This is a genomic window from Spirosoma radiotolerans, from assembly GCF_000974425.1.
Lineage (GTDB): Bacteria > Bacteroidota > Bacteroidia > Cytophagales > Spirosomataceae > Spirosoma > Spirosoma radiotolerans.
Map to the genome: position 1 here is coordinate 1,360,056 of NZ_CP010429.1, position 26,924 is coordinate 1,386,979.

Consider the following 26,924-nt stretch of genomic DNA (forward strand, 5'->3'; position numbering starts at 1 on the left):
GACTACTGTTAATTCTGTAGAATTCATGTCTACGGCTTGGCCTGTTGTTTCCGGGCCTTATACTCCTGAAAGCGGTTCCGGTATTCCTGTAGTTGTTCAGGCTTCATCTTTTGCTGGTACTCGGCGGGTAAATCCAGCCGCTCAGGCAGGAGTGCCGGTGCCTGATCGACCAGGGTATTCTGCCCATTTCTGTTCTTTGTCAGGCTGAATGAGTCATATTTCTGCCCGGTTACGGTAAAGGACTGATATGCTAATTTGTCGCCATCGATTGACACGGTTTGATAGAGCTGCGTGTTTGAGCCCGCCCGATCCATCCAATCCTGCAAACCAATATCATACATTTTAGGGCCGCTCACCGATACCACATAGATAGGGCCGTCTGGATGTTTTCGACTCTTTCCCAGGGGCATGTTCAGGCCACGGCCATAGGTATGATCATGCCCCTGCAAGACCAGGTCGACGCCGTATTTTTTGTAAATGGGCTCCATTTTTAGCCGCCATTCATTGTTGTCGCGGCCCTGCTTGGTTGAATAAATCGGGTGATGATGAACGACGATCGTCCAGCGGTTTGGGTTCTGGCCCAACACCCGAACGAGCCAGTCTGCCTGGGTGGTTAAAACGGCCGAGTCGAGCAGGGCGGCTTGTGAATCCAGGGAAATAAACCGTGTTCCCTGATAGTCGAAGAAATACGCCGTTTCTTCGAGGCCCTTCGGCCCGTTTTCGGGTAATACGAAAGAGGGCCGCCAGTGCTTCGACACTCGACCTTTGCCCTGTTCATCCTTAAAATATTCGTGATTGCCGGGTGTGGCCAGCGTGGGCACCATACCATTGATCCAGCCGCCTGCTTCGAACCACTCGGCCCATTGCCAGTCGGCATTTGAAGTAGTAATTAAATCGCCCGCATGAACCATCAGACTCACCGTAGGCAATGTCGAGTAAGCGCCCCGTATGGCCCGTGACCAGAGCGAGCGAATGTCATTCTGGGCATCACCGAAATACAAAAAAGAAAACGGAGCGGGTTTGTCCTGAGCGGTTTTGAACTGAAACCATTCACTCCAGTAAGTGCCATCACCCACGCGGTAACTGTACTGCGTGCCGGGTTTTAGGTTTTTGAAATGGACGGAATGGTAACGTACCTGTTTCCCATCCATCACTATCGTTTCACTTGTGGCCGGAACGAGGGTTGCATTTCTGACGAAATCAGGGGATGGGTCCGCTTCCGCAATGGCGCCAACGGCGTTCGTAACCGTCGAATCGGTGCGCCAGTTAACTGACTGCGAGGTGGCTGGCTCGCCCTGCCAACCCAGTATGAGCCGGTCGGGATAACGGGTGGCAGGGTATGGTTTGTGGAGCTGCGCTTTGGCAGATAAGCTGGTTAGGGCAGCAAAAAGAAAAAAGAAAAGTTGTTTCATACGGTCAAAACGCATTGGGCATTATTTTGTGGACTGAGCCAGGGTTTGGTACACAGAGATGACATAATCGGTCTGGATAACATCGATGCCTATGTGAGCCGCTTTTCGGTACTGTTCGGGCGAATCCAGCGGGCCTAACAAATCAGAAAATGCCTTGACTCCCTGCTGATGAATTTGTTGGATGAGCGTTTCGTTGACTGCCAGCCAGTTCAGATCGAAGGCGTACGGATTAAGCTTGTTGATCTTATCGGGCATTTCTTCCGCCTTCCGTAGCGAAGGCATCAGCCGGGCCGTTGGCGCTACCTGTTTCAGGGCCAGCAAAGCGTCGTCGGAGCCATAAAAAACCGCATTTTTTAGCAGCCCATACGTTTGCAACGTCTCCACTAAAGGCGCTGGAGCTACCGCTTTGCAATCGACGTACAGGTTTGTGGGAGTCGGATGAGTTGCGTTCCAGTGAGCAACCAGCTGACAAACTTCGGCCAGGGTCGGGATTCGTTCGGTCTGAAAACGATCGGCAAAGCCCTTGCCCGCCGATAGTGTTTTAAGGGCCGACAGAGGCTGATCGCTGACCGGACCTGTGCCCGTCGATGTGCGGTTTAAGCTGCCATCATGCAAAATAATCAACTGGCCATCCTGCGTTGTCCGAACATCGATTTCAATGTAGTCGACTTGCATCTTCAGTACTTCCCGAAAGGTCGCAAGCGTGTTTTCGGGCGCGAGCTGTGAATTTCCCCGATGGGCAGAAACGCCTGTAGGGTAGCGAGCTGCCATAAGCGTACGGTACTTTTTGATGGAGTCGGCTACGGAACCCAACTTGTCCGTTGATTGGCCAATGACCAGGTTCGAGGTGATTAGCCCCCAAAACAGAAGGCCAAGCGACCAGGTTTGTACCGGTTGTCTGTTCGTCATTTATGTGAAGCGTTTTCGGTTGAGGTCATTCTAGTACGGCGTAGGCGAGATTCAGGCTAGTAGGGCCGCGCTTTAGTTCGGAGACCAGCCAAATCACTTCCCGACCGGGGCACTGATCACGCCCAGATAGCGGCCCAGCCAATAGGGCAGGAGCCAGATGTCGCCCGCGCTGTGTTCGGAAGTGCCACTGCTACCATTGGAACGATCCAGCGTAAATCGATTGCCGTTGTGGCGCTGAATGGGCGTTTCGTCGGGCGGAAGTACGTCTTTAATGGTTTGATTCCGGAAATTCGGAGCAATGGTCGTAATGTCTTTCCGGTGACTGTTCATGATGGACCAGTCGATCATATCGAGCGGATATTCCTGCAAATACCAGACCGCTTCGGGAAGGTCGACGTTTTTGGCGCCGGTCATTGCCGCGAATATATTCCAGGCCCCGTCTTTTTCCGGCCGCTCAGCCTGCCAATGGTCTAGAATGGCCGCTTTGTATTTGGCCTTTAAGGCCTCATCGAACGCGTAGCGGTATAGGCCCCAGTAGCCAACGAAATACATCTCATCGTCAGAGTGATTCCAGCCATCCGACATGTGTTTGCTATGCTCATCGGCATCGTCAGGTGCTTTCCCGATGATACTCATCGGCCGCATCAGGTTCTCGAGATAACCTTGTTTTTGGAGTAATTCGAACGCCTTCTTTTTATACTTTTCTTTTTTGGTGAAATGATAGGCCGTTTGCAGCATGGCCGTCAGGTTCGAGGAATTCAGCTTCCGGTCGCCCACGTTGATGGGAAAGGCATTTACGTAGTCCGGATTCCATTTGCCCCACATCGTCGGCTTGCCGTCAAAGTCGATCAGGTACAGGTTGTGCGACAGGATATGGCTCATGACCGTATCGATGAGCGTAATGGCCCGGCGTTGAAGGGTTTTGTCGTCGACCAATTCCGCCATCGCACCGAACGCGAAAATATGGCCAATAATTTCGTCGCTGCTGGTGGTGGATTTCCAGTCCCAGCCAGCCTGTGGCGAATGCTGCCAGCGCTCCGGGTCCGACAACTGATTGATGTAACCCGCTCGCTCGAAGGAGCGGGCAGGGAAGCCCGCTACGGGATTGATGGTGTATAGTCGCTCCATGGCATCGAGCGATTCACGGCAATTTTGGAGCGCTTCCTTGTCTTTGGTGACCGCATAGCGGAAAATTTCTCCGCCCAGATACATGGATGTCCAAAGGCCATCGTTGTCAGAATCAGCCATATAGCCCGTAGCCAGATTGCCTTTTTCCATACGATCCAGCGAGGCATTGAAGCCGTTTCGAATGTGCCGGCTTCGAACCTGATCTTCATAGAAAATCGCTTTGTCGTAGAGTGTCATCGACTTAAAACAGATTTTGCCCAGGCCCGCCGTGGTCAGGATCAAAACCGAGTTTTTCGGCCCTTCCGAGATGGCTGTTACCTGATTGCCTGGTAGCCAGCGTTCGCCATAATAATAATCGTATTTGCCATCAGGGCGCAGCGAAAAGGCTCCTTTTGTGGTACCAAACCAAGTTTTGCCGTACACGACAGCCACGGCGGTGATGTCAGTCCAGGGGAGCTTCTGATGAATGGGGCCGAGTTGCTTTTTGCTCACCGCATCGACTTCAATATACCCATCGTTGGTGCCAATCAATACCTTTTGATCGGGTGTCAGGGCAAAAGCGGTGAATCCCGAACCGCCAAGCACTTTGGCCAGGGTAAAATCGGCTCCCGAGAGTGTATATAGCGACTTCCTGCCGAGTATCCAGAACACGTTGGTGGCAGGTTGGAAATGCGCACCTATCACTTCATCGGATGGGAGCGATCCTTTCCAAAGCAGCTTGCTATCCTTGACAAGTTGTACAGCACGACCATCGGAAACGAGAAAGGTGTGGTCGGGTGTTCCGGTAAAGATCGTTGCCTGCGGAAGCTCGTGTTCCGCATATAATTTCCCCGCCCAGGCATTACTTAATATGGCCTTTTGACTCAGATAAACGAGTTGCTGATTCTGGGAGCCGATTGCCTGTAGCTTCATGTCTTTCATGAACCGGTACGTCTGATCGGGTAATAAGGTGCCCGGATGCAGAAATTCGCCGTTGGCGGGGTGTAGCAGCCCTTCGGACGAAGCCACCTGAATGATTCCATTGCGGTCGCAGGCCACGCCCGTAAGGCTGATTGTGGGTTTATCGATGTAGTATTTGACGCTGTAGTCCTGCTGGAACGGTTTATCCTGATAAACGGTTTGGGCGCTGAGCCACTGGTTACCCAGCGAGAGGAAAGCCAGTAGACTACCAGCTAATCGGATATAACGAATGGGGATGATCATGAATGAGAACAGGTTATATAGGGGGTAAAACGCGGGTGTCGCTGGGTTATCTTTATTTGGTAAGGCGTTGCGGATCCACGACAACATACTTGATTGACTTATCCGTTTTCCCGACACCATGATGCGAGTACGTCATGTGCAGCAAGCCATCGGACGTTTGAATGAGAGAGGGATAGGAATAATTGCCCTGCCCCGGCTGATGTGCTTCGATGCGGGTTTTCCATTTCCAGGTTTTCCCTTCATCATCGGATAAAAACAAACTTAGCCGGTAACGACCATCAGCCAGATCATTACCCAGAAAGGCCCATCGGCCATCCTTCAGCACCAGCAGTTCAACACTGGCCGTATTGGGGATGTCTGTTTTTGCCGTGGCTGCCCAGCTTTCGCCCTCATCGGTCGACTGGCTGATATGCACACGAGTGGGTTGGTCGCCACTGTCGCGCATAAGGGCGACAATCGTCCCGTCTTTCCGGCGAGCCAGCGCCGGTTGAATCGGGCCCCTGCCGACTACGGGCAGACTGGGTCGCCAGCTAGCGCCGTCATCATCTGAAATGGCCATAAGCGAGAAATTGAAGCCATCGGAATAGAGAGGAAGAAGGATACGGCCTTTTTCGAGTAACAGGGGTTTGATGCGGGTCATCCAGCCTAGGCTACGTTTGCTGGCATCACGACTGGCCTGCAAAATCAGGTCGTCGTATTTGGGCGCATAACCTGCCCAGCCAACGGTGCTGGGTGGTAGATCTTTAAACTTTGCCGCTACTTCCTGCGCAAAACCGTCACCGGGTTTGAGCAAGATATTGTCCTGCCAGTTCCAGACGGGTGGCCCACTTTTAGTATAATCGGTTGAGGTCTTATAACGAAGTATGGAATATTCCCACTGGTTGGCCTGAACGGCAATCCAGACCAGAAATAGCTTACCCTGGCTATTCAGGAAAATGACGGGATTGCAATCGGGAATGGCGGGCGTGTCGGCCATCAGGAACGGTTCGCTCCAGGCTTTTTGCCCTTTTTGTAAACGGGCTCCCATGATTTTGACATCATCGGCAGTGCGTTCGCCACTACCATAAAACCAGACGGCCAGAAAATCACCATTGGGCAGGCTAACAAGACTACTGCCGTGTACGTGTTTTTCCTGAGCCGGGAAAATGAGCATTTCGCGGACAATGGCGGCATTGGATACCTGCGCGACAAGGGCTCTCGTGACCAGAAGAAGGGCTACAAGCAGAAGAACGGATTTTTTCATTGGTGTTTACTTCATAAGATGTCCATAGACATGATGCCCTATTTAGCCTGTTTTCTTCGCGTCATGACCTCTCGCCAGGTGGTAAGAATGATGCCTTCTTTGCGGAGATAGGTTTTCAAGTCGGGGTCCGTCATGGAAAGCATATCGGCATAGCGGGAGCCACCCGACGATGATATTTGATGGAATTCCCCGGACGCATCTGTACTATGGATGATGAACATGGCGAGGCCAGGCTCCATTCGGGTCAGGGCGTCTTTGAACTGCGCGGTTTTGTACGTTCCCCAGGCTTCTGGTGTTACGCCGGTGGTGGCGGGCTTCCAGTTTCCACTGATTGTGTGCAGATCATCGAGCACGGGCAAGCCTGATTTCCAGATCATGTCACCTACCGCTTTTGCTTTTTTCAGGTTTTCCGGCAAGGGTAATTGGGTGCCCTCTTTCCACTTGCCTTCAGCCTTTAGTTGTTCAACGAGGGGGTAATTTGTGCATTCGATCAGTAGCTTATTGTTGCCACCCGGAAACATCACCGGAATGCCATAGGCGATTCCCACCCTGATGTAGCGTTCGAGGTAGGACTCGTTGGCAAAGAGTGTTCCCATGTGCGAGTCGAGGTGAGTAGGTTTCAGCCCCATCGCTATGGCCCGGTCGATCTGCGCTTTCATTTCCAGTTCGACCTCGTCGGCGGTAGCGTGCCTGATAACATCAGGTACGTCGGGCCAGAAAGCACCTTCCGGGTCTGTCAGGCCGGGCACCTGTTTGCTACCTGCCAGCGGACTCCAGCGGTAGTTTTTCCATTCGGAAGTTAAGGTTAGATGAATGCCTGCGTCGATGCCTGTTTTCAGGGCGTAGTTCACAAAACTCGCCGACCAGGGGCAGGGCATCATGATACTCGTGGAGGTGGCTGTTCCCTGCTCCAGCGATTTGATGGCTCCCTGATTAGAAGGATACGACATACCAGCATCGTCTACGTGGAAAATGACCACTTTCGATCCTTTCGGCCAGCCTAATTTCTCGGCATAGGTCTGGGCATTTATGTGGCCGATAGTGCCGCAAAGAAGGACAAGTAGAATCAGTACGTGGGTCATATCATCAGAATTTTGGGTACGTTTTAGTTAACTTCAGCCATGTATCTGTATCGGCTTGTAGGTTCTCAGGCCAGCGTACAAGGGTGTACGTATAGTGACAAGGGATAGCTCATTGACCGGACGCCTATCCGGCACGGGTGGGCCAATAAAGGGCACATCTATGCACTAGGAATAGGGCTATCCGCCCTGCTGCCCAGGTAACCTTCTGGTTAAACCGCGTGTGCAGCGTGTTTCTGATATACGCTGCGGATGGTGTATCGGGCTATTCGGGGATTGGTAAATTTCTTGAACAAGGACAACCTGGAGCCTGTCGGCGGGGTGTTTCCGGACGATCTGGGGTACGTTAACCCAACGTTATGCCGCTTCTGGCCAACACAGACGGTTTTTCATAAACGACTGATAGTGTGGCCGTAACGATGCCGACTCCTTCCGGAATATTACCCCTAAATGAAATTTGAATGATTTGCGCAAATTGAAGGCAATTTTACGCAATAAGCGAAAATGAAATGAGGTCGACTCGTCTATATTTGTTGAGTCTACCGGATATAAACGAAATATTATTTCGGATAAAGCACTCCCATAGACTAAATGATAACTAACCTGGTTAGTTGACGGAAAATAATTTCGTTTTACAAGTTTAGAAGCCTATTCTGTTATTTTCTGGATTAGTTTATAAAAATTTTGAGATTAATTCAATTTTCAACTTTTTATAAATCCATATAGAAAACGAACCATACGGGGTCTAATCAAACGGCCTGGTAGTGCGCGTACTGGTTATTGCCCTCTTTCCTGCCCAGCTTTTCACCTTAACTTCTCTATACGCATGGCTAATCTCTCCGAAACCATTATTCACCAGGCCATCCAGGGCGATAAGATCGCTTTTGCTAAAGTATATCAGCATTATCGTACGCCCGCCCTTAAATTCAGTATCGCGCTCCTGAAGGACACAGAGGAGGCTGAAAATATGGTCCATGACGTATTTATAAAAATCTGGGATAAACGGTCCCTTATCAACCCTGACCTTAACTTCAGTTCCTATCTGTTCACCTGCCTTCGGAACATGATATTCGATTACCTGAAGCAGCTGGAAAAGAGCCAGTTACTTCGGCAACGGTATATGGAACGGATGGAGCGAGCTACCGAGGAGGATCAGGAGGCAATTGAAATCCGCAGCCGGGTTCTGCAGGCAGCCATCAATGCACTATCTGAAAAACGTAAACTGATCCTCCTGCTTAATGTAGAAGGCGGGAAGTCCTATCAGGAAATAGCGGAGTCATTACGGATTTCCAAGAATACCGTTAAAAACCAGCTTGTTAAGGCAAAGCAGCTGCTTCGGGAACGGGTCGATCTCGCTGGCTAAGCAGTGGTCGTTTATGTCCTGATTTAAATAAAATAAGATAGACGAATAGTCTCTTTTTTAGCCTTGCCAGTACTATGTGTAAACTGCCTGAACACAAGGAGAATGGAAAGGCAAGGCATCACCTATCTTATTGAGCAATTAATCCGCCAGAAGCTGTCAAAAGAAGAATTTGACGAATTGTTGGCTAGTCTGCATTATCCGGCAATGAGACAGGCCTACTCCGACATACTCGAAGCCTATTTCACCGAATTACTGAATCAACACGAATATCAGCCAGAACCTGGTAAACAACCGGAGTAAACCATCTCTGCCCAACTCCACGCCCGTGTAGGGCCTACTGATTAACCTTTGTATTTGATTGAATGACCATCTCATAACTGAACACGCATGAAACCAATTTCTACTTTTCAGTTGATTCTGAAGCATTCGCTGACCATCGCTATCGTGGTTAGTCTATGTTTTTCGCACGCGTTGGCCAAAGGAACGCCCCTGCGTAGCCCGGCCAAAATCATAACCGGGACGGTTACGCTGGCCATTAATAATCAGCCGATTGCCGGGGCCAACATCCTGATCAAAGGCACACAGACCGGATCGGTTACCGATCAGAAGGGGAACTACTCGATTTCTGTAAACAGCAACACGGCGATTCTTGTGTTCTCGTTTATCGGGCATAAAACGCAGGAAATTACGGTTGGTAATCAGTCCGTGATTAATGTTGAGTTAGTTGAAAATAACGAAGTACTGGGCGAAGTTGTCGTTACCGCACTGGGTATCAAGCGGGAAGCTCGCTCGCTCGGTTACGCGGTGGGCGAAGTTCAGGGAAAAGACCTGAGCCGGGTAGCGCAGGAAAACGTCCTGAATTCGCTGGCTGGTCGTGTGCCAGGGGTTCAGATCAGCTCGACAGGGCCGTCCGGCTCGTCGGTGAGCATGATCATTCGAGGTGCTAAATCGTTGAACACGGATAACCAGCCCTTATTTGTGGTCGATGGTGTTCCGATAGCCAACTCGCTGAACAACGTAAGCCAGATTGGTAACGACAACCGTGTCGATTACGGTAACGCCATTTCGGATATCAACCCCGATGATGTGGAGAACATATCTATTCTGAAAGGGCCTAGTGCGGCTGCCTTATATGGCTCACGGGCGGGGAATGGCGTGGTGCTGATCACCACAAAAAGTGGCTCGAAATCGCAGAAAATGACAGTCTCGGTGACATCAAATACGGTATTTGATCAGCCTTACAAGTACCTGAAAATGTCGAGTAAGTTTGCTACGGGGATTCTGCCCTTTACACCCGACAACAACCCGTATCCGGGCGGCATTCTGCAAATCGATGAAAGCTCGTCGGGTGGTGTTGGCCCTGAACTGGACAAAGGCTATAACGCCATTCAATGGAACAGCCCGATCGGGCCGGATGGCAAGCCAATACCAACGCCCCTTGTTTCGCACCCGAACAATATCCGGGATTTTGTGCGAACGGGCATTACTAGCACCAACGGTGTATCGATTGCGAATAACTCCGATAAAATCACCTACCGGCTTTCCTATTCCAATATGAGCAGCCGGGGTATTGTTCCCAATTCAGATTTGTTCAAAAACACCTTGGCCATCAGCACGACGGCCCGGATAAACAGCAAATTTACACTGAGCACAAACCTGGATTTTAGTCGGAACAATTCCAACAACCGGCCTGCTGGCGAACGAGGAACAAACCCATTACAATGGGCCTACGCCGTTGGATCACATATCGACATCAATGAACTGCGGGACTACTGGGTTCCGGGTAAAGAGGGCCTGCAACAGCGGTCTCAAAGTATCGGCAACTATAACAACCCGTACTTCCTGGCCTATGAAGTAAACAACAGTTATGTACGGGACCGGGTATTTGGCAACATGCGGGCCGAATGGCAGATCACACCGGAGATCAAATTGATGGGCCGCTATGCACTGGATACGTATTCTGAACAACGGGAAACGAAAATTGCCAAAAGCTATACTGGCGAACCCAACGGGGCCTATGGGCTGATTAACCTGAAACGCTATGAGCGCAATGCTGACTTCCTGGCTACGTATACCAAGCGATTCAACGCGCTGAGCGTAGTCGTATCGGCCGGGGGAAACAATCGCTACTCGCAGTCGACGGATATAAGCACCAGCAGCAAAAATGGCGCAGGACTGATTATTCCTGGTCTCTATACCATTCAGAATATTGCCCCCAACAACCTCCAGTACAACAATTATTTATACAAGAAGGCGATTTACAGCGTCTACGGAACGGCGAATTTCGGATTTAAAGACATGGTTTACCTGGACCTGACAGCTCGGAATGACTGGTCAAGTACACTACCGGTCAACAATCGGTCTTATTTCTATCCGTCGGCTTCCCTGAGCGTGTTGGTCAACGAAATGATCCATATGCCTCGTGCTGTCGATCTGTTTAAAATACGGGCCGGGGTAGCGCAGGTAGGTAATGATGCTAACCCGTACAGCCTCTATCCGACACTGGGTGATGCCGGTGCCTGGAATGGCGTAACACGCCTGAATAAATCAGGCGGTATTCTGCTGCCTAATCTGAAGCCTGAAATTGCAACCTCCTATGAGGTGGGCATCGACTACAACATGTTCCGGAACCGGTTCCGCTTTTCGGGAACGTACTATATGTCGGACAACCGCAACCAGATTCTTCCCTCGCAAATTGCTCCGTCTTCGGGCTTTACAACCAAAAATATCAATGCGGGTCTGCTCGAAAGCCGGGGTGTGGAGCTCTCGCTGGGTGGTACCATCATTGACAAAGGCGGCCTGCGCTGGGACTTGACAACCAACTTTACCAAGAACACGACGCGCATCAAGGAACTGGCCGAGGGGATACCGTACTACACCTTGTGGACCGATGCCAAAGGGGGCGCCTGGACCTACGTAGGCGATAAAGTCGGTGATATTTATGATGCAGCCGTTGTCACCGTAACCGACCCCAAATCACCGTATTACGGGTATCCAATTCTAGACAACGATGGCTCCTGGCAGAGCACCAGCGCGACCAATACAAAGAATAAAATCGGTAACTTCAACCCAAACTTCATGCTGGGCGCTCAGAGCTCCCTATCCTACAAAGGCTTCACGCTGAACGTGTCTCTCGATTGGCGGGCTGGTGGCGATTTTGTATCGCAAACCTACCGGTACATGGAATCCGATCTGCGTTCGCAACGGTTCCTAGATAACCTGATCAACCCTGGCGGGCGGACTGGTGATGCGCTCCGTAACTGGCTGGTCGAGAATCAGGATCAGTACATCAAAATTCATGATAATTTCTTTCCGATCGTGGGTGGGCCAACGGCTGCTTATGGCGGGTTCCCCTTTGAATTCGGCGGAAAGACCTATGCCTATGGTGTATTCAACCCAGGCGTTATTGCCCAGTATGATGCGCAGGGCAATATAACCGGCTACACAGAAAACCTGGGAGGAGCGGGCACCAAAATCGTTCCTTACGGTGATAACTACCCCTGGAGCTTCACGCGGGCGGCTACATTCGATGCGTCGTTCGTTAAGCTGCGGGAAATTTCGCTGGGCTATGATATACCCGCGAGATTTGTCAAATCGATTGGTTTACAGAATGCTACATTCTCGGTCTATAGCCGTAACATCATTCTGTGGACAGCGGCCAAAATCAATGTCGATCCCGAAATGGCCTTTCAGCCACAGTCAAGCCCACAAGCAGGTACGCAGTTTAAGCAAGGTATCGAGCGCTACAACGTAACGCCCTGGACTATCCCGGTTGGTTTTAAACTAGGTCTCACGTTCTAAGCACGACAAAACACACGCAGCCATGACTATTTTCAAAAAAAATACGGTCCTTCCCATTCTGTTTCTCTCGCTCTTGTTTTCCTGTAAAGACCTCACCGATCTGAACGTAAACCCCAATGGGGTTCAGCCCGAAACGGTAAACCCGAACCTGGTTCTGCCCACTGTATTGACCGAAACGGGCAAAGCCTTTGTCAACCTGGGTTTTCAGAATATTGCTGGTGTGGTGCAACATACGCAGAAAGACGCCTGGTTTAGTGAGCACAACGACTATGACTGGGGGGGCGATCAGAGCTGGACGACTTATTATGATCTGCTCCGCAACAACGACCTGCTCTACCAGCGTGCGGTTGCGCTGGATATGCAGTTTCAGCAAGGTGTGGCGTTGGTGATGAAGTCGATGATCTTCGGCCTGATAACCGACTTATGGGGCGATGCGCCTTATACCGAAGCCTTAAAAGGAGAGTCGGGCGGTATTGCACCGAAATATGATAGCCAGGATGTTATTTATGCCGGTATTCTGGCTGACCTGGATAAGGCCAGCACCTTACTCTCGAAACCGAAAGCATCGTACGGCAGTATTATTGAAAGTGCGGATGTGTATTACGCCGGTGATCCGGCCAAATGGCAAAAGCTGGCCAATTCACTCAAGCTTCGGTATTACATGCGCATTTCGGCCAAACAACCCGAAGTGGCTAAGGCAGGCATTGAGAAAATTGTAGCGAATCCGACGCAGTATCCTATCATCGACGATGCGTCTGCCGATGCAACGATGGCTTTTGTGGGTAATAACTCGGGCGACTCCTGGCCGTCCAATACGGTATTCGACATCAGTGGCAGCAACTACCGCCGGATCAAAATGTGTTCTACACTGCTCAAACCCATGCAGGCCACCAGCGATCCGCGGTTGGCACTCTGGGCCAAAAAAGTGGAGGTTCCCCTGGCTGTCGATGCAACGCTGCCGACGGGTACGGATAAAATCGTAAACGGTGTTCGGTATTTATCGCCGGATAAAGTAGGAACGACTCAAATTGATACAGACCCCAATTATGTTGGTCTGCCGCCCAGTGTGTCTCAGCTTCCGTCCAGCTATAACTTCAACCCAACGCCGGGCCAGACATCCTACAATCCGCACGTTTCCTACCTGAATGAAATCTACATGCAGGCTAAAGGACCCTTGCTGAAAGCCCGGCTGGTGTCGGCCGCTGAAGTACATTTTATTCTGGCCGAGGCCGCCCAGAAGGGATGGGCAGCGGGAGATGCCAAAACGCATTACGAAGCGGCCGTCAAAGCCTCGCTCACGGCTTGGGGACTGGCCAGTAGCTATACCGCGTTTATGGCACAGAAAGGGGTCGCTTACGACGCAACGCTGGCGCAACTTATTGGCCAGAAGTGGATTGCGAGCTGGACGAACGCTACCGAAGCCTGGTTCGATTATCGCCGGACAGGTTTGCCGGCCTTAGCAACCGGTTACGCGGCTAAACGGAAAGCCTTGCCGCTTCGGTTCTATTACATGCGGGATGAATTGAACCTCAACAAGACCAATTCGACTGCGGCCCTAGACAAACTGGAGGTGACGGCCAACTCGCAGTCTGATGGTAAAAACAGCGCCTGGTCGAAACCATGGCTGGTTCAGGGTACCGGTAAGCCCTGGTAGATGAATTATCGTTGGTTTCTAGTATTCGGTTTTAGGTTGGCTGTCCGCTTTAGCGCAACCTGACAATCGGTTCAAGCCGATTGTCTGTAAGCCGCACGCGTGTCGGTCAAAACACCGCCGACCGGCACAAAGCGGGTTATCGAATACCCCAAACGGATGAATAGGCTTAACGTAGCGCGGGCAAGCTGCCCGCGCTACATATGAATTTAACCCCTGATACAACATGAAATCCTATTTCCTGAAAACCCTTGCCTTTCTTGGCCTTATCAGTGTCGGCACGCTTTTTTCATTTAATGCCTTAAAACCAACCGATGGCATTACACCCTCAACGGCATTGGAAAGCTACCTGCACAATGGCGATAAGACGTTTAAGTGGGAGGTGAAAGACACCTACACCTATGGCGACATTACGGCCTACGAAGTCCTGTTGACTTCCCAGAAATGGCGGGAGCATACCTGGAAGCACCAGCTTACGGTACTCGTTCCGAAGGAAATCAAACACGATGGGGCGCTGCTGTTTATTACGGGTGGATCCCTTAAAGAAGGTGAACCTAACTGGAACAAACGGGAGGACGGCTTTAACCGGGCAATCAGTACGCTGGCTACCAAGAACAACGCCATTGCAGCCGTGCTGCGTCAAACGCCCAACCAGCCGTTATACGGAAATTTAACCGAAGATGCCCTGATTTCATATACGTTACACCAGTTTAAACAAGACGGAGACTACTCCTGGCCGCTGCTGTTTCCGATGGTGAAAAGTGCCGTTCGGGCGATGGATGCGGTTCAGGCATTTGCCAACGAAACGCTTCATAAAGAGGTGAGTCGTTTTGTTGTCTCGGGGGCCTCTAAGCGCGGCTGGACCACCTGGCTAACGGGAGCGAGCGATAAACGGGTTACGGCCATTGCACCGATGGTAATTGATATCCTGAATATGCCCGTCAATCTGGATTATCAAATGAAGGTATGGAACAAGTACAGCGAACAGATTGATGATTATGTAAAAATTGGTATTCCGCAGAGTGCGCATACCAAAGAGGGCGCTGCCATCAACGAAATGATTGATCCTTATTCGTACCGTAAAAAATTAACGATGCCCAAAATGCTTTTCATGGGCACGAATGATGAGTATTGGACTGTCGATGCCGTCAAGCATTATATCGGTCAGATTCCGGGCGAGAATTACATTCATTATGTTCCCAACGTTGGTCATGACCTGGGCGATAAGCGGCAGGCGTTGGAAGCGCTGAACGCCTTTTTCGGAAACACCTTAGCCCGGCAACCTTACCCAGCCTGTCAATGGCATGTGTCGACTACCAAGAAAGGCGTGGATATCACGGTGAAAGCAACTCCTGATAAACTCGAAAATGTTACGGTCTGGTCAGCGAATTCGACGGACATGATATTTCAGGATGAAAAATGGGAAGGCAAAAGCCTGGGCATCAAGAACAAAGCTGCGTTTTCTGTCAATGAAGTATATCCGGCATCGGGCTACCGGGCATTTTACGTCGACCTGACCTATAAAGCGCCAACGGGTGGCACCTATACAGAAAGCACGCGGATGTTTGTGACGGATAACGACGAGATTTTTCTGAAATAAATAAGTTAACTTGTTGGTCATCAGCCTACTGCTGCGCTCACCATTGGTGGCAGTAGTAGGCTTTTCGTTGGCTGAAGGGCACGCAGATAGATAGCCCTACAGTTGCGCAAGCAGATACAGCACCGCCATGCGCACGGCAACTCCATTTTCGACCTGATCCAGAATAATGGAATGCGACGAATCGGCGGCATCCGATGTGAGTTCAACGCCCCGATTAATGGGGCCAGGGTGCATGAGCACGATAGGGCGATCCAGCTCGTCGAGCATCTGCTTGGAAATGCCGAAGTAAAGCGAGTATTCGCGCAACGACGGGAAATACTTTATCTGTTGCCGCTCAAGCTGAATCCGCAGGACGTTGGCTACATCGCACCAGGCCAGTGCCTGACGGACATCGTGCCCTACTTTCACACCAAGGGCTTCAATGTATTTAGGAATGAGGGTCTTGGGGCCGCAAACCATGACCTCTGCGCCCTGTTTTTGCAAACAAAAAATATTGGATAAGGCCACGCGAGAGTGGGTAATATCGCCAATGATGGCCACCCGTTTTCCGGCCACATCACCCAATTTTTCGCGAATGGAGAAAGAGTCCAGGAGGGCCTGGGTAGGGTGCTCATGGGTGCCGTCGCCCGCATTGACGACATTGGCCTTGATGTGTTTGGTGAGGTAATGAGGAGCGCCGGGACTGCTGTGGCGCATCACAACCATATCGACCTTCATGGCCAGAATATTGTTGACCGTGTCCAGCAGGGTTTCGCCTTTTTTGACTGAGCTTCCTGATGCCGAAAAGTTAACGACATCGGCTGACAAGCGCTTTTCGGCCAGTTCGAACGATAACCGGGTGCGAGTCGAATTTTCAAAAAAAACGTTGGCAATGGTCACATCACGCAGCGAGGGGACTTTCTTGATGGGGCGGTTGATAACTTCTTTAAATTGCGCGGCCGTATCCAGAATTAATTGAATGTCCGACTCGGTCAGGTCTTTGATACCCACCAAATGGCGGACACTTAGGGAAGTTCGATGGGTCGATGGGGCCATGAGAGCAGTATACCTATAAATTGGGCAAAGATAGAAAGATCGACACTAGTCGGTTATCGATTCCATCAGAATTTATAGGCTTTCTCGAATGGCTTACTGGGTAAAGAGCGCATAGTTATCTACTAACCATTTGGCAATTAGTGAATAACTTACTTCAGCGTCTGCGAGCGCTCTATCGTTTGGCAAAGGGAAACAAGGCCGATTCTGTATGGGATTGGGCCATGAGCTTGCTGAGGTATCTGACCTTGTCGGGATATTTGGCCGCTATGTCGTGCGTTTCGGCGGGGTCTTTCGAGAGGTCGTAGAGTTCGATAGGGCCATTGGGATCGCTGGATGCCTGCAACCGCACAGCTTTCCAGTTGCCCTGTCGGACCGCCTGTTTGCCACCGCCCTCATGAAATTCCCAGTAGAGGTAATCGTGCGTTTTCTGCTGCCCTTTTCCTATTAAGGAGGGCACAAACGAGATGCCGTCAATTTTAGCGGGTGTTTTGGCCCCAGCCAGTTCGGCAAAGGTGGGCAGCAAATCCCAGAAGGCGCCTACAAAATCGCTTTGTGTAGCGGACTTGATGACTCCGGGCCAACGAGCAATAAATGGCTCCCGAATGCCTCCTTCATAGAGGTCCCGTTTAACCCCGCGAAAGCCGCCACTACTATTGAAAAAAACAGGATCGCCACCGCCTTCTTTATGCGGGCCGTTATCACTCGAAAAGATAACGAGCGTGTTTTTGTCCAGCCCTTTTGCTTTCAACTTGGCCAGAATTTGCCCCACATACCTGTCCAGACGGGCTACCATGGCCGCATAAGCGGCATGTGGATGGGTTTGCGAAGCATAGCCGCCCGTTTTTGCGTTGGGGCCGTAATTGGCACCCGTATATGGAGTTTCGGCAAATTTTCCTTTGTAATAGGCAAACAGGCTATCGGTAGGCGGAACCAGCTCTGCGTGCGGCAGGGTGTACGGCAAAAACAGGAAAAATGGCTGCTGACTTTTACGGGTATCCAGGTATTTTAAGGCTTTTTTCTGGATTATGTCGGGCGCAAACTCGTTCGTTTGCGTCAAATTTTTGTTGTTCGCCAGCACAACCTTTTTGTCATTATCCCAGAGGTGATCGGGGTAGTAACGGTGCGCCAGCGCCTGGCAGTTGTAGCCGTAAAACTGGTCGAAACCCTGTTTCGTAGGGTCGCCTTCCGAACCGACAGGCCCCAAACCCCACTTGCCAAATGCCGCCGTTGCATATCCAGCTTTTTTCAGCAGCTCTGCCATGGTTACCACCGAGTCGGCAAGGGGTTGCTGGCCTTCAGGCTGCACCTCTTTGTTGCCTCTTATATACGTGTGGCCCGTGTGTTGCCCGGTCATGAGCGACGACCGGGAAGGCGCACAAACCGACGTGCCTGCGTAGAACTGCCTGAACTGAATACCTTCGGCCGCCATGCGGTCGAGGGTGGGTGTTTTAATCAGATTTTGCCCATTGATACCCACATCACCAAAGCCCAGATCATCGGCCAAAATAAAGATGATGTTTGGGCGGATGGCTTTGGGCGCTTGCGCCTGTATCCGGCAGGAAATGAAAAGCAGTAAGCATACGATAGTTCTAGTCATATTGTTGAGGAAGCATTGGGAACTCTATACTACCAAAGGCCACAAAGAGGAAGTTATACGGCTTATTGATACCATTTTTTATGAATTACTCCTTTCCTAGAGCAAACATGTCTGATTTGTAGGGACAAACACAGAAAATCAGGCGCGTTGGCTTTAGCCTAATTGATTAACGAGGCCCTAAGCCTTATGGCCCCTCTAATGAATGATTATCTATATGTTTAATCAGTTTTTACAATGTGCCCCTATCGTGTCAGATATTGGATAACAGCATGACAGGCAACACGTATTACTAGGGGACGCTGATTTGGGTAGACGAATCGCGATGACTACCATTTAGAAAGATGGCTTAAGTCACAAGATGGATTGATACAAATCAAAAGCAGACTTTTATGGCTAGCTGATTAACGTCAATAACTTGAGTAGCTTTCAACGTAGCAACTCACTGATCCAAACTGGCTCTGAACAAATCAAGTAACTGACGATTTTTTTAAGTTGCCAGCTGTTATGTATATGAGCTTATAAGGCTGATGCTTAATTAGATATGTATTGAAAAGGTCAGTATCTTTAGTGATAACTACTCGCTAGTCAACCATGCTCCTCTCGCAGCTATAGCCATCTTGGATTCGCTCATCTGTTAAAAGGGAGGTGACGTGAACAGCATCATACTCCTTTTCTGGTAGCCAATCTGGTAGCAAATAAGGTAATTGATCATCTACAAGAAACTTTATGCAGTTAGTGGTGGTGTACTAAAATGAGCCAGTTGTACGGCATAATTCAGACACTCTTGAATATCGTCTGGTACCAAACCTGGGTAGTCATTCAGAATTTCATCCCAAGTCTTTCCGCTCGCCAGTAATTCTAGAGCAGTCGTAATTAGCAACCGCGATCCTCAAATTGTAGGCTTGCCGTGGCAGATATTCGGATCAATAGTAATACGAGTCAGCACAATCTGGAGTTTTAAAAAAACTACAATCATCCGTATAGATTAACAACGGCTCTTACTCTATCACCACGCACCCATAGGCCGGTACAGTTACCCGGTCATCGTTGAACGAACTGCCCGGCAGGGTCTCAAAAACAACGCAGCGACACCAGGACTCATCCGGCGAAAAGACGACCTCAATGGGCTTTCTTGTCAGGTTATGAACAACCAGTACGAGGGGAGCGTCTCCCGTCGATGCCTGCCGAATGAACGCGACGATCCCTTTCTGTCGAATACCGGTAGGGAAAAGCCGGCTGAGGTTATCCGTTAAAACCGGATGGCTGTTCCGGTAGGCGATCAGGCGTTTGTAGTGCGAGAAAAGGGAATCCGGATTGGCTTGTTGCTGCGCTAGTGGTCGTACGGTCTGGCTGGTGCTGTACGTACCCCGTCGCCAGCGGGTACGCTGCGTATCATTGGCGCGGATGTCCCACAAAAACGGTTCGCGGATGTTCTCGTCGGGCTTTACGCCCAGCATACCAATTTCTTCACCGTAGTAGAGATACGGCAGGCCGGGTAGGGTAAGCAACAGATTAGCCGCTACTTTTAGCTGGGCAATGTTGCCTTTCAGCATACTGCCAATGCGGTTCTGATCGTGGTTAGACAACAGCAGCGCGTCGATAAATTCTGGGTTGACATTGCTGAATGTTTTGTGGACATACGTCAGAAATTCAACCAGATCCTCCGTGTCGTCTTCCTGCCGAACGATTTCGGCAACCATCAACTGAAGGTCAAAATTGAAGTTGGCTTTCAATCCTCGAAAATACGGTGCGATGCGTTCGGGGCGGGTCCATACTTCCCCCACTGTGTAGGCACCTGGTTTAGCTGCTTCGACCACGCGCCCGAACTCCTGCCAGAATTCATGGTTTTTGGGCTCTTCCGATTCACGGTAGAGGTGCCGGGCGGCATCGAGCCGGAAGCCATCGACACCCACATTGGTAAGCCAGAAACGGGCAATGGAAAAAACCTCTTCACGCAGCGGGCGGTAGTCGAAGTTCAGGTCGGGCATACCGCTCCAAAACATCCCATAATATTGCTCCGGGTAGCTCGCTCCTTTCACCGAGTGCCACGGGTTCTTCTCGCCCGAATCGGCCGTGATGTCGCGGGTGGCTAGCTTACGCCGTTTAATCTCGTCGGGACGTAACCACTTATAGTAGTGCCAGTAAGGGTTGTCAGGGCCTTTAGCTGCTTCCTGAAACCAGGGATGGCGGATGCTGGTGTGGTGCAGAACCAAGTCGATAATAACGGCTATGTCCCGCTGATGAGCTTCCGTAATAAGCCTTCTGAAATCGTCCATGGTGCCGTATTCCGGATCGATGCCATAATAGTCTGTAACGTCGTATTTATGGTAGGTCGGCGAGGGGCTGATGGGCATGAGCCAGATGGCCGAAACGCCGAGGTCTTTTAAATAATCAAGCTTGCTCGTAACGCCGTTCAGATCCCCGATGCCGTCCCCATTGGAGTCGGCAAAGGAACGAACGAAAATCTCGTAATGAACCCCCGAACGGCCTGTACGGAGTTGGTTGACGGATGCAGGGTTGACCGATGCGCTGGCCGGTGAGGTGGTAATGTTCGAAAAATCAGATTGCATTCAATGAAGGATTGCTAGTTTCTACCAAACGGAGAAAGTCGCTGATGAGTTTGCGGGAGTTGTGTATGTACGTAAATCAGCACACTTTTCACCAGCGTATATCGCTTCGCTTTATGCGTACACGGCGTAGGCTTTTAAGGCCTGATATACACGATGAGTCGGCAGTCCCATCACGGTGTAAAAGGAGCCTTCGAGCCGTTCGATACCAACCAGGCCGACAAAATCCTGAGCGCCGTACGAGCCGGCTTTATCGAACGGTTTACATTCCCGGATATAGTACGAAATCTCATCGTCGGTGAGGGGGGAAAACTGTACGACGGTTTCGTCCGTAAATGAGTATACTTGCGGGCCACCGTTGTTATCGGGCGCCAGAATAGCAACGCCTGTACGAACGCGGTGTGTGTTTCCGGACAGGGCGCGCAGCATTCGGTGGGCGTCGGCCTCATCCTGCGGTTTATTCAGAATCTGATTGCCCAGGATGACAACCGTGTCGGCACAAAGGACAATTCGGGCCGGGAACTGGTTGTCTGTTGTGTCGGTCAGAAACTGCTCTGCCTTCTGCCGGGCGAGGTATTCGGCAACTTCATCGACAGGCATCGTTGCCGGGAATAGCTCATCGGTAGGGCGCGTTTCGATGGTAAATGAAAAGCCCGCATCCGTCATGAGTTGTTTTCGGCGGGGCGATCCCGACGCTAGAATTAAAGGATAACGTAAGGTTAACACGAGTAAACAAACGATTAATTATGAACTATAATGGATGACTGGGTCACAGACGTAGTCATGCACCGGGTAAATTTCAAGCTATATTCGTGATTCATCATTTATAATTTATCATTCACCGTTAACACACATGCACTTGATTATCCGATCTGCTACCCTTGCTGATGCGGCCGTGCTTACAGACTTATCAGCCATCACCATGCGTGAGGCCTTCGGTCCACCCCATAACCCGGCTGAACTGGTTGATGAATACATTGCTTCGTCCATTACGCAACCGATTCTGGAGGCTGAGCTGCTGGATGCCCGGTCAACTTTTTTTATGATGGTTTTGCCCGATGGCATACCGATTGGTTATGCAAAATTAAGGAAGCATACGCCACCAAGACGCATGAAACAACGTAATGCTATAGAGATTCAGCGAATTTATTTATTGCAGTCGCAGATAGGGCAGGGGCAGGGTCGAACGTTATTACAATATTGTACTGACTGGGCCAGAATGCAGGGCTATAAGGCCGTGTGGCTGGGGGTGTGGGAGCGAAATTATCGGGCGAGAGCATTTTACGAAAAGATGGGCTTTAAGCCCTTTGGCTTTCATTATTTTCAGTTTGGCTCCGAACGGCAACGGGACTTATGGCTTGAAAAACAGTTAGATGCCTAACGGACCTATACTGTCGACGGTGTTGATTAAACTATTGATTCCTGTTTCGCTCTAACTGCCGCCCGTATGAATACGTAAGTAAAATTAACAAGTAATGAGTCGTATAGGCAGTATCGTATAGGCGGTAAGTAAGTTTATTAGTACTATTGCCAGGTAGTGGTTAACTAAACATGGCATAAGGCATCTGTATGAAGTAATGAATAAGCAGTATCTGTCTATGTATGTATCGTTCCTGCGCCATTCTATGGTGTGGTTGATATGCATTGTCGGATACTCCGCCAGCGTGGTCGCTCAGCCCGATAGTAGTCAGCGGAACCTAAGTCCGAAGCAGGGAACGCTCACACCAGCCGGTCAGATTAAGGTAGACACCCTAGCGCCCAAACCAATTCAACAGGGCTATCCGGATTCATTAGCCATTATACACTCAGTAAAGGCAGATAGTGTACTGATGCTGCGCGACAGCGTTTTTTATAGCCGCCTGAAAACCAAAATGTACAAGCACCGGCTAACCCGGCAACTGTACGATGCTATATTTCAGGATGTTTACAACAGCCGGACAGCAACGGGGGAGGTGAATCAGATTGAAGTGAATCCCTTCCGAATATTTGAAGGCAAGATTATTGGCGACATCTACATCAGGCGGCTTGGCGTATTTGGCCAGACTGTGTATGACACCCTGCGTAAACCGGCCAACTGGGTCGAGCGAACGGGGAATCGCCTGCACTTTAACACCCGAGAGCACGTTATTCGAAACTCCTATCTGCTTTTCCGGCAGGGCGATATACTTGACCCGAACGTGTTACGGGATAACGAACGACTGCTACGGACTACGTCGATCTTCCACGATGCGCGTATTCTGGTCCTGCCGCGTCCGAATAGCAAGCAGTTTGTGGATGTTTACGTCATTACGCAGGATGTCTGGTCGCTGTTGCCCAACGGTGGCTTTGGTGGGTTAACTAATTTCAGTGTTGGGTTCGATCAGCTTAATTTCCGGGGGCTGGGGCACCATCTTTTTGCGCAGGTGGCTTATTCGGGCACTGATCCCCGACAAAAACTGGAATACCAGTCCCGCTACACGGTTCCCTTTATCGGCAAAACCTTCCTGACGGCCGAAGCCGATTTGTTGTACCTGCGTGATCTGAAACAGGTAGCTATAAAACTATATCGTCCTTTCCTGACGCCCGACATGAAGTATGCCGGAGCCATCGAACTGAACCACACACAGATCAACAATCGGCTGGTTACCCGCAACGATAGTGTGTTACTGGTGCCGCTTAGTTATGATTATTCCGATGTCTGGATTGGCCGTTCGTTTCGCTTATTTTACAAACAGCGTGAGTCAGACGAAAAGGGGCGTTCGCGCCTTATTGTAGCCCTGCGCAATACGCGCTATACGTACAGTCGTCGCCCCGATGTAACCGCCGATACGAATCAGATCTATCAGGATAGCCGCACAACTCTGTTCAGTGTGGGTTATTCCAGACGTAAATACGTGCGCGATGTATTAATTTATGGCTTCGGCCGCACGGAAGACGTGCCAATTGGAGAAACCGTGGCTGGCATTGCGGGCTATGATAATGCCGAATTGGGTAGGCGAATGTATATAGGCCTGAATTTTTCGCAGGGAAGGTACGTCAGGCACCTGGGGTACCTGTATGGGTTGGTCAATATCGGCGGCTACATTCGCAATAACCACATTGAACAGGGTGTCTTTTCGTTTGAATCGAACTATTTTAGTCAGCTGTCGAAAACGAAATGGGGAAACATGCGTCATTTTTTCAATACCCGTTTTACAACGGGTATCAATCGATTTACGAACGAATACATTACGTTAGGCAGTAGCGGTAGCGGCCTTAATACCGACGGCATAGGTATTAATAGTGATGCGTTGCGAGGGACTAAACGCTGGCTCATCAATTACGAAAATATCCTGTTCTCCCGGCTGAACCTGGTTGGCTTCCGGGTTGCCTTTATCACGTTCGTTAATCTCGGCTTGACTAGTTTCCCTGATCGGCCTTTGTTCAGTGGGCCGCTCTACCAGGGCTATGGTCTAGGGTTTCGTTTACGGAATGAAAACCTGACGTTTAACAGTTTTCAGATCAGGTTAACCTATTATCCCAATATTCCGGGCAATACGTTGCCTTTCCGGCAGGCATTTGAAGGTGTGCCAACCTTAAAGCTTCGCGATTTTGATTTATCAGCTCCACAAATTGTCCCGTACCGATAAAAATAATTGAATATAATGTAGAAACATTAAATACAATTACACTATCTTTGTGCCATGTCAATAGAAACAGACATTAAACAAAGCGCGCCATTCAAGTCATCCTATCAGCGGGTGATTGTGAATCTGATCTATACGACTAACTGGCTTGCTGATAGTCAGACGCGTCTGTTGAAGCCATTTAAGTTGACACTACAGCAATACAATGTGTTGCGAATTTTGCGGGGCCAGTTTCCAAGCCCCATAAAGGTGTCTGATATTACGGAGCGAATGCTCGATAAAATGTCAAACGCGTCGAGGTTAGTCGATAAGCTGGTTATTAAAAAGCTGGTGTTGCGTACGGAGTGCCCCAGTGACCGACGTGCGGTAGATGTCGTCATTACGGAGAAGGGTCTGGAGTTGCTGAAGCAGTTGGATTCTCTCCAGAGCGAATGGGATGCCTTATTGCAGCATAAGCTTACGGTTGATGAAGCCACTGCACTCAGTCACCTGCTCGACCGGCTTCGTGCTTAATTTTCCTAATAGAGTTTTTGTTTTTTACTTGTATTTACTAATCACTTGTTTACTGCAGACCAATGAAAAAAGTTACAATGATTGCTGCACTGCTGTTCGCTTCAGTAGGTGCTTTTGCTCAAAACTGGACGCTCGACAAAGCTCACTCTAACCTGGCTTTCACGGTAACACACATGATGTTGTCTGAAGTAGATGGTAAATTCCAGAATTTCGATGTTAAAATGACCTCATCGAAACCTGATTTTACCGATGCTCAAATCGACTTGACCGCCGATGTCAGTAGCATCAACACCAACCAGGAGAAGCGTGATGGCCACCTGAAAAGCCCTGATTTCTTTGATGCCGCCAAATACCCAACGCTGGCCTTCAAAAGCAAGTCAATTAGCAAAGTATCGGGCAACAAATACAAACTGATGGGCGACCTGACCATGCACGGTGTTACGAAGCCTGTAACGCTCGATGCGGTGATCACTGGTCCTGTTACCAACCCACAAAACAAGAAAACCCTAGCTGGTTTTAAAGTAACGGGTGAAGTAAAACGTGCTGACTTTACGCTGGGAACAGTTCCTGCTGCCGTTGTTAGTGATGAGATCGCGATCCGTGCCAGTGGAGAGCTTGTTAAAGGTAACTAAGCTAAGCTAACGTATATAAATCCCTGCTACCCAACGGTGGCAGGGATTTTTTTTATGAAACGCAGTGGTGCGGCATACCGACAAGATGGCTGCACAACTGCTAGCTGAATCAGATTAAATTAATTGGCAGGTGCGCGGACCGGGGGTCGGTATGCCGCACCACCACTTGCATTAGTTAAATGCCGGAAAGTCGTCTAAAAACTGAATGTCAGCCGTCGTATGGTCGATGCCGCAGCAGTAGTGAGTCAGGCCATTGGAAATGACCAGATAGGGTGCTTTATGGACGTGATTGTAACGGGCAATCTGATCAAATACCGACTGGGTTAAAGGAATATGCGGAGCCTTGCACTCAACAACTAAAAACGGCTGCCCCTGCCGGTCAAAAACGACGACGTCTGTGCGTTTCTGAGTTTGGTTGAGAATCAACCCACCTTCGGCGCGGATGAGCGCTTTGGGGTAGGCGTAGTGTGTTAAGAGTAGATTGACAATGTGTTGCCGAACCCACTCCTCGGGCGATAGCCGAACGTACTTCCGGCGTAATGAATCGAAAATGTAGGGTTTCCCTTCGACTTGTTTAATTTTACAATCAAAAGAAGGGAGGTTCAGCGCAACCATACCTCAAATATACAAAGAGCGAAAGGGTGAAAGAGCGAAAGACTGAATAAAAAACGATCAATCCATCTTCTGACACCGATTGAAAGACTCCGTTTTTGGCGGAGGGGCCTATGAACTCTGATTTCACTCGTTCGTTCTTCTACATTCTGACTCACTAAAAATGAAGACAAAAGAAGAAATCGTTTTAAACTGGCTGCCTCGCTATACGGGCACCCCTATCGAGCAATTTGGCGAATACATTCTGCTGACCAACTTTATCAATTATGTCGAGCTCTTCGCTAAGAAGTTTGACGTAGAAATTTTTGGTATGGGGCGGGCCATGCAAACAGCGACCGCCAACAATATTACGATTATCAACTTCGGGATGGGTAGCGCTATGGCGGCTACGGTCATGGATCTGCTCTCGGCGGTTAACCCCAAAGCGGTGTTGTTTCTGGGTAAATGCGGTGGCTTGAAAAAGACACAGATTGGTGACCTGGTTCTTCCCATTGCAGCCATTCGCGGGGAGGGAACCAGCAACGATTACATGCGTCCCGAAATTCCGGCATTGCCCTCCTTCCGGTTGCAGCGCGCGGTATCATCGACCATCAAACGATACGAACTGGACTATTGGACCGGTACCGTGTACACGACTAACCGACGCATCTGGGAGCACGACGAACACTTTAAAGATTACCTGCGTGAAATCCGGACGATGGCTATCGACATGGAGACGGCGACTATTTTTACCGTCGGTTTTGTCAATTCAATTCCGCACGGCGCTCTGTTGCTGGTATCCGACAATCCACTGGTGCCCGAGGGCGTAAAGACGGAGGAAAGTGATAAACGCGTAACGGGTCAGTTCGTCAATGTTCACCTGGACATTGGTATCGATGCCCTGCTTGAACTCGAATCGTCTGGCGATTCGGTTAAGCACCTGCGGTTTGAGTAATAGATTTTAGATAGATAAGCGCCGAATCGATCTCTATCAG

Annotated in this window: 21 protein-coding genes; 10 read left to right on the plus strand and 11 right to left on the minus strand. The window is 50.0% G+C overall.

All coding sequences use genetic code 11. From position 1 onward, the window contains the following. Positions 1–29: 29 nt before the first annotated feature. The 5 genes from SD10_RS05245 to SD10_RS05265 all read right to left on the minus strand — a co-directional run bounded on the left by SD10_RS05245 (position 30) and on the right by SD10_RS05265 (position 6,977). Positions 30–1,412, minus strand: coding sequence for a purple acid phosphatase family protein (locus SD10_RS05245; protein WP_046579078.1), 1,383 nt, complete (start codon positions 1,410–1,412; stop codon positions 30–32). Between the two features lie 21 nt (positions 1,413–1,433). Continuing rightward, positions 1,434–2,321: a glycerophosphodiester phosphodiesterase gene (locus tag SD10_RS05250; protein WP_046376000.1), complete on the minus strand. Its 888-nt coding sequence runs from the start codon at positions 2,319–2,321 to the stop codon at positions 1,434–1,436. 93 nt (positions 2,322–2,414) lie between these two features. Beyond that, positions 2,415–4,652, minus strand: a complete 2,238-nt coding sequence (locus tag SD10_RS05255; RefSeq protein ID WP_046579079.1) for a hypothetical protein — start codon at positions 4,650–4,652, stop codon at positions 2,415–2,417. A 52-nt stretch (positions 4,653–4,704) separates the two neighbouring features. Next, positions 4,705–5,895 (minus strand): sialidase family protein, encoded by a 1,191-nt coding sequence (locus SD10_RS05260; protein WP_046376001.1) that lies wholly within the window; start codon positions 5,893–5,895, stop codon positions 4,705–4,707. Between the two features lie 38 nt (positions 5,896–5,933). Beyond that, positions 5,934–6,977: a polysaccharide deacetylase family protein gene (locus tag SD10_RS05265; RefSeq protein WP_046376002.1), complete on the minus strand. Its 1,044-nt coding sequence runs from the start codon at positions 6,975–6,977 to the stop codon at positions 5,934–5,936. 823 nt (positions 6,978–7,800) lie between these two features. Here SD10_RS05265 and SD10_RS05270 point away from each other — a divergent pair. The 5 genes from SD10_RS05270 (at position 7,801) to SD10_RS05290 (ending at position 15,389) form a co-directional block, all read left to right on the plus strand. Beyond that, positions 7,801–8,337: an RNA polymerase sigma factor gene (locus tag SD10_RS05270; RefSeq protein ID WP_046376003.1), complete on the plus strand. Its 537-nt coding sequence runs from the start codon at positions 7,801–7,803 to the stop codon at positions 8,335–8,337. A gap of 102 nt (positions 8,338–8,439) precedes the next feature. Continuing rightward, entirely contained in the window at positions 8,440–8,637 is a 198-nt protein-coding gene (locus tag SD10_RS05275) for a hypothetical protein (RefSeq protein ID WP_046376004.1), read from the plus strand. A gap of 87 nt (positions 8,638–8,724) precedes the next feature. Beyond that, positions 8,725–12,138 (plus strand): SusC/RagA family TonB-linked outer membrane protein, encoded by a 3,414-nt coding sequence (locus SD10_RS05280; RefSeq protein WP_046376005.1) that lies wholly within the window; start codon positions 8,725–8,727, stop codon positions 12,136–12,138. A gap of 22 nt (positions 12,139–12,160) precedes the next feature. Further along, on the plus strand, positions 12,161–13,792 hold the full coding sequence (locus SD10_RS05285; protein WP_046376006.1) for a SusD/RagB family nutrient-binding outer membrane lipoprotein: 1,632 nt from the start codon (positions 12,161–12,163) through the stop codon (positions 13,790–13,792). A 223-nt stretch (positions 13,793–14,015) separates the two neighbouring features. After that, positions 14,016–15,389, plus strand: coding sequence for a PhoPQ-activated pathogenicity-related family protein (locus SD10_RS05290; RefSeq protein WP_046376007.1), 1,374 nt, complete (start codon positions 14,016–14,018; stop codon positions 15,387–15,389). A gap of 96 nt (positions 15,390–15,485) precedes the next feature. Here SD10_RS05290 and SD10_RS05295 read toward each other — a convergent pair whose 3' ends face one another. The 5 genes from SD10_RS05295 to SD10_RS05310 all read right to left on the minus strand — a co-directional run bounded on the left by SD10_RS05295 (position 15,486) and on the right by SD10_RS05310 (position 21,254). Further along, positions 15,486–16,424 (minus strand): aspartate carbamoyltransferase catalytic subunit, encoded by a 939-nt coding sequence (locus SD10_RS05295; protein WP_046376008.1) that lies wholly within the window; start codon positions 16,422–16,424, stop codon positions 15,486–15,488. A 172-nt stretch (positions 16,425–16,596) separates the two neighbouring features. After that, positions 16,597–18,021 carry an arylsulfatase gene (locus SD10_RS05300; RefSeq protein WP_046376009.1) on the minus strand — a complete coding sequence of 475 codons (1,425 nt, stop codon included), beginning with the start codon at positions 18,019–18,021 and terminating at the stop codon, positions 16,597–16,599. A gap of 724 nt (positions 18,022–18,745) precedes the next feature. Next, positions 18,746–18,901, minus strand: a complete 156-nt coding sequence (locus tag SD10_RS30435) for a DUF433 domain-containing protein (protein ID WP_227699150.1) — start codon at positions 18,899–18,901, stop codon at positions 18,746–18,748. A 118-nt stretch (positions 18,902–19,019) separates the two neighbouring features. Beyond that, positions 19,020–20,591 (minus strand): alpha-amylase family glycosyl hydrolase, encoded by a 1,572-nt coding sequence (locus SD10_RS05305; RefSeq protein WP_046376010.1) that lies wholly within the window; start codon positions 20,589–20,591, stop codon positions 19,020–19,022. Positions 20,592–20,702: 111 nt separating this feature from the next. Continuing rightward, on the minus strand, positions 20,703–21,254 hold the full coding sequence (locus SD10_RS05310; RefSeq protein ID WP_046376011.1) for a Maf family protein: 552 nt from the start codon (positions 21,252–21,254) through the stop codon (positions 20,703–20,705). A gap of 187 nt (positions 21,255–21,441) precedes the next feature. On the opposite strand from SD10_RS05310, the gene SD10_RS05315 reads away from it, so the two are divergent. From SD10_RS05315 to SD10_RS05330, 4 genes are all read left to right on the plus strand, one after another. Further along, on the plus strand, positions 21,442–21,969 hold the full coding sequence (locus SD10_RS05315; protein ID WP_316933128.1) for a GNAT family N-acetyltransferase: 528 nt from the start codon (positions 21,442–21,444) through the stop codon (positions 21,967–21,969). Positions 21,970–22,165: 196 nt separating this feature from the next. Then, entirely contained in the window at positions 22,166–24,196 is a 2,031-nt protein-coding gene (locus SD10_RS05320) for a hypothetical protein (RefSeq protein ID WP_046376012.1), read from the plus strand. 54 nt (positions 24,197–24,250) lie between these two features. Then, a complete protein-coding gene (locus SD10_RS05325; protein WP_046376013.1) occupies positions 24,251–24,706 on the plus strand; it encodes a MarR family winged helix-turn-helix transcriptional regulator in 456 nt (151 codons plus the stop codon). A 62-nt stretch (positions 24,707–24,768) separates the two neighbouring features. Continuing rightward, positions 24,769–25,338, plus strand: coding sequence for a YceI family protein (locus SD10_RS05330; RefSeq protein WP_046376014.1), 570 nt, complete (start codon positions 24,769–24,771; stop codon positions 25,336–25,338). 171 nt (positions 25,339–25,509) lie between these two features. Here the strand turns inward: SD10_RS05330 and SD10_RS05335 are convergent, their stop codons facing one another. Beyond that, positions 25,510–25,953, minus strand: coding sequence for a type I restriction enzyme HsdR N-terminal domain-containing protein (locus tag SD10_RS05335; protein WP_046376015.1), 444 nt, complete (start codon positions 25,951–25,953; stop codon positions 25,510–25,512). 160 nt (positions 25,954–26,113) lie between these two features. Between SD10_RS05335 and SD10_RS05340 the strand changes: the two genes are divergently transcribed. Then, the gene (locus SD10_RS05340) at positions 26,114–26,884 is read left to right on the plus strand and encodes an AMP nucleosidase (protein ID WP_046376016.1); all 771 of its coding nucleotides are present in this window, start codon (positions 26,114–26,116) and stop codon (positions 26,882–26,884) included. Positions 26,885–26,924: the final 40 nt, after the last annotated feature.

Bases quoted from the DNA above. Each gene is read 5' to 3' on its own strand.
- SD10_RS05245 (WP_046579078.1), bottom strand. From the start codon at position 1,412: ATGAAACAACTTTTCTTTTTTCTTTTTGCTGCCCTAACCAGCTTATCT.
- SD10_RS05250 (WP_046376000.1), bottom strand. From the start codon at position 2,321: ATGACGAACAGACAACCGGTACAAACCTGGTCGCTTGGCCTTCTGTTT.
- SD10_RS05255 (WP_046579079.1), bottom strand. From the start codon at position 4,652: ATGATCATCCCCATTCGTTATATCCGATTAGCTGGTAGTCTACTGGCT.
- SD10_RS05260 (WP_046376001.1), bottom strand. From the start codon at position 5,895: ATGAAAAAATCCGTTCTTCTGCTTGTAGCCCTTCTTCTGGTCACGAGA.
- SD10_RS05265 (WP_046376002.1), bottom strand. From the start codon at position 6,977: ATGACCCACGTACTGATTCTACTTGTCCTTCTTTGCGGCACTATCGGC.
- SD10_RS05270 (WP_046376003.1), top strand. From the start codon at position 7,801: ATGGCTAATCTCTCCGAAACCATTATTCACCAGGCCATCCAGGGCGAT.
- SD10_RS05275 (WP_046376004.1), top strand. From the start codon at position 8,440: ATGGAAAGGCAAGGCATCACCTATCTTATTGAGCAATTAATCCGCCAG.
- SD10_RS05280 (WP_046376005.1), top strand. From the start codon at position 8,725: ATGAAACCAATTTCTACTTTTCAGTTGATTCTGAAGCATTCGCTGACC.
- SD10_RS05285 (WP_046376006.1), top strand. From the start codon at position 12,161: ATGACTATTTTCAAAAAAAATACGGTCCTTCCCATTCTGTTTCTCTCG.
- SD10_RS05290 (WP_046376007.1), top strand. From the start codon at position 14,016: ATGAAATCCTATTTCCTGAAAACCCTTGCCTTTCTTGGCCTTATCAGT.
- SD10_RS05295 (WP_046376008.1), bottom strand. From the start codon at position 16,424: ATGGCCCCATCGACCCATCGAACTTCCCTAAGTGTCCGCCATTTGGTG.
- SD10_RS05300 (WP_046376009.1), bottom strand. From the start codon at position 18,021: ATGACTAGAACTATCGTATGCTTACTGCTTTTCATTTCCTGCCGGATA.
- SD10_RS05305 (WP_046376010.1), bottom strand. From the start codon at position 20,591: ATGCAATCTGATTTTTCGAACATTACCACCTCACCGGCCAGCGCATCG.
- SD10_RS05310 (WP_046376011.1), bottom strand. From the start codon at position 21,254: ATGACGGATGCGGGCTTTTCATTTACCATCGAAACGCGCCCTACCGAT.
- SD10_RS05315 (WP_316933128.1), top strand. From the start codon at position 21,442: ATGCACTTGATTATCCGATCTGCTACCCTTGCTGATGCGGCCGTGCTT.
- SD10_RS05320 (WP_046376012.1), top strand. From the start codon at position 22,166: ATGAATAAGCAGTATCTGTCTATGTATGTATCGTTCCTGCGCCATTCT.
- SD10_RS05325 (WP_046376013.1), top strand. From the start codon at position 24,251: ATGTCAATAGAAACAGACATTAAACAAAGCGCGCCATTCAAGTCATCC.
- SD10_RS05330 (WP_046376014.1), top strand. From the start codon at position 24,769: ATGAAAAAAGTTACAATGATTGCTGCACTGCTGTTCGCTTCAGTAGGT.
- SD10_RS05335 (WP_046376015.1), bottom strand. From the start codon at position 25,953: ATGGTTGCGCTGAACCTCCCTTCTTTTGATTGTAAAATTAAACAAGTC.
- SD10_RS05340 (WP_046376016.1), top strand. From the start codon at position 26,114: ATGAAGACAAAAGAAGAAATCGTTTTAAACTGGCTGCCTCGCTATACG.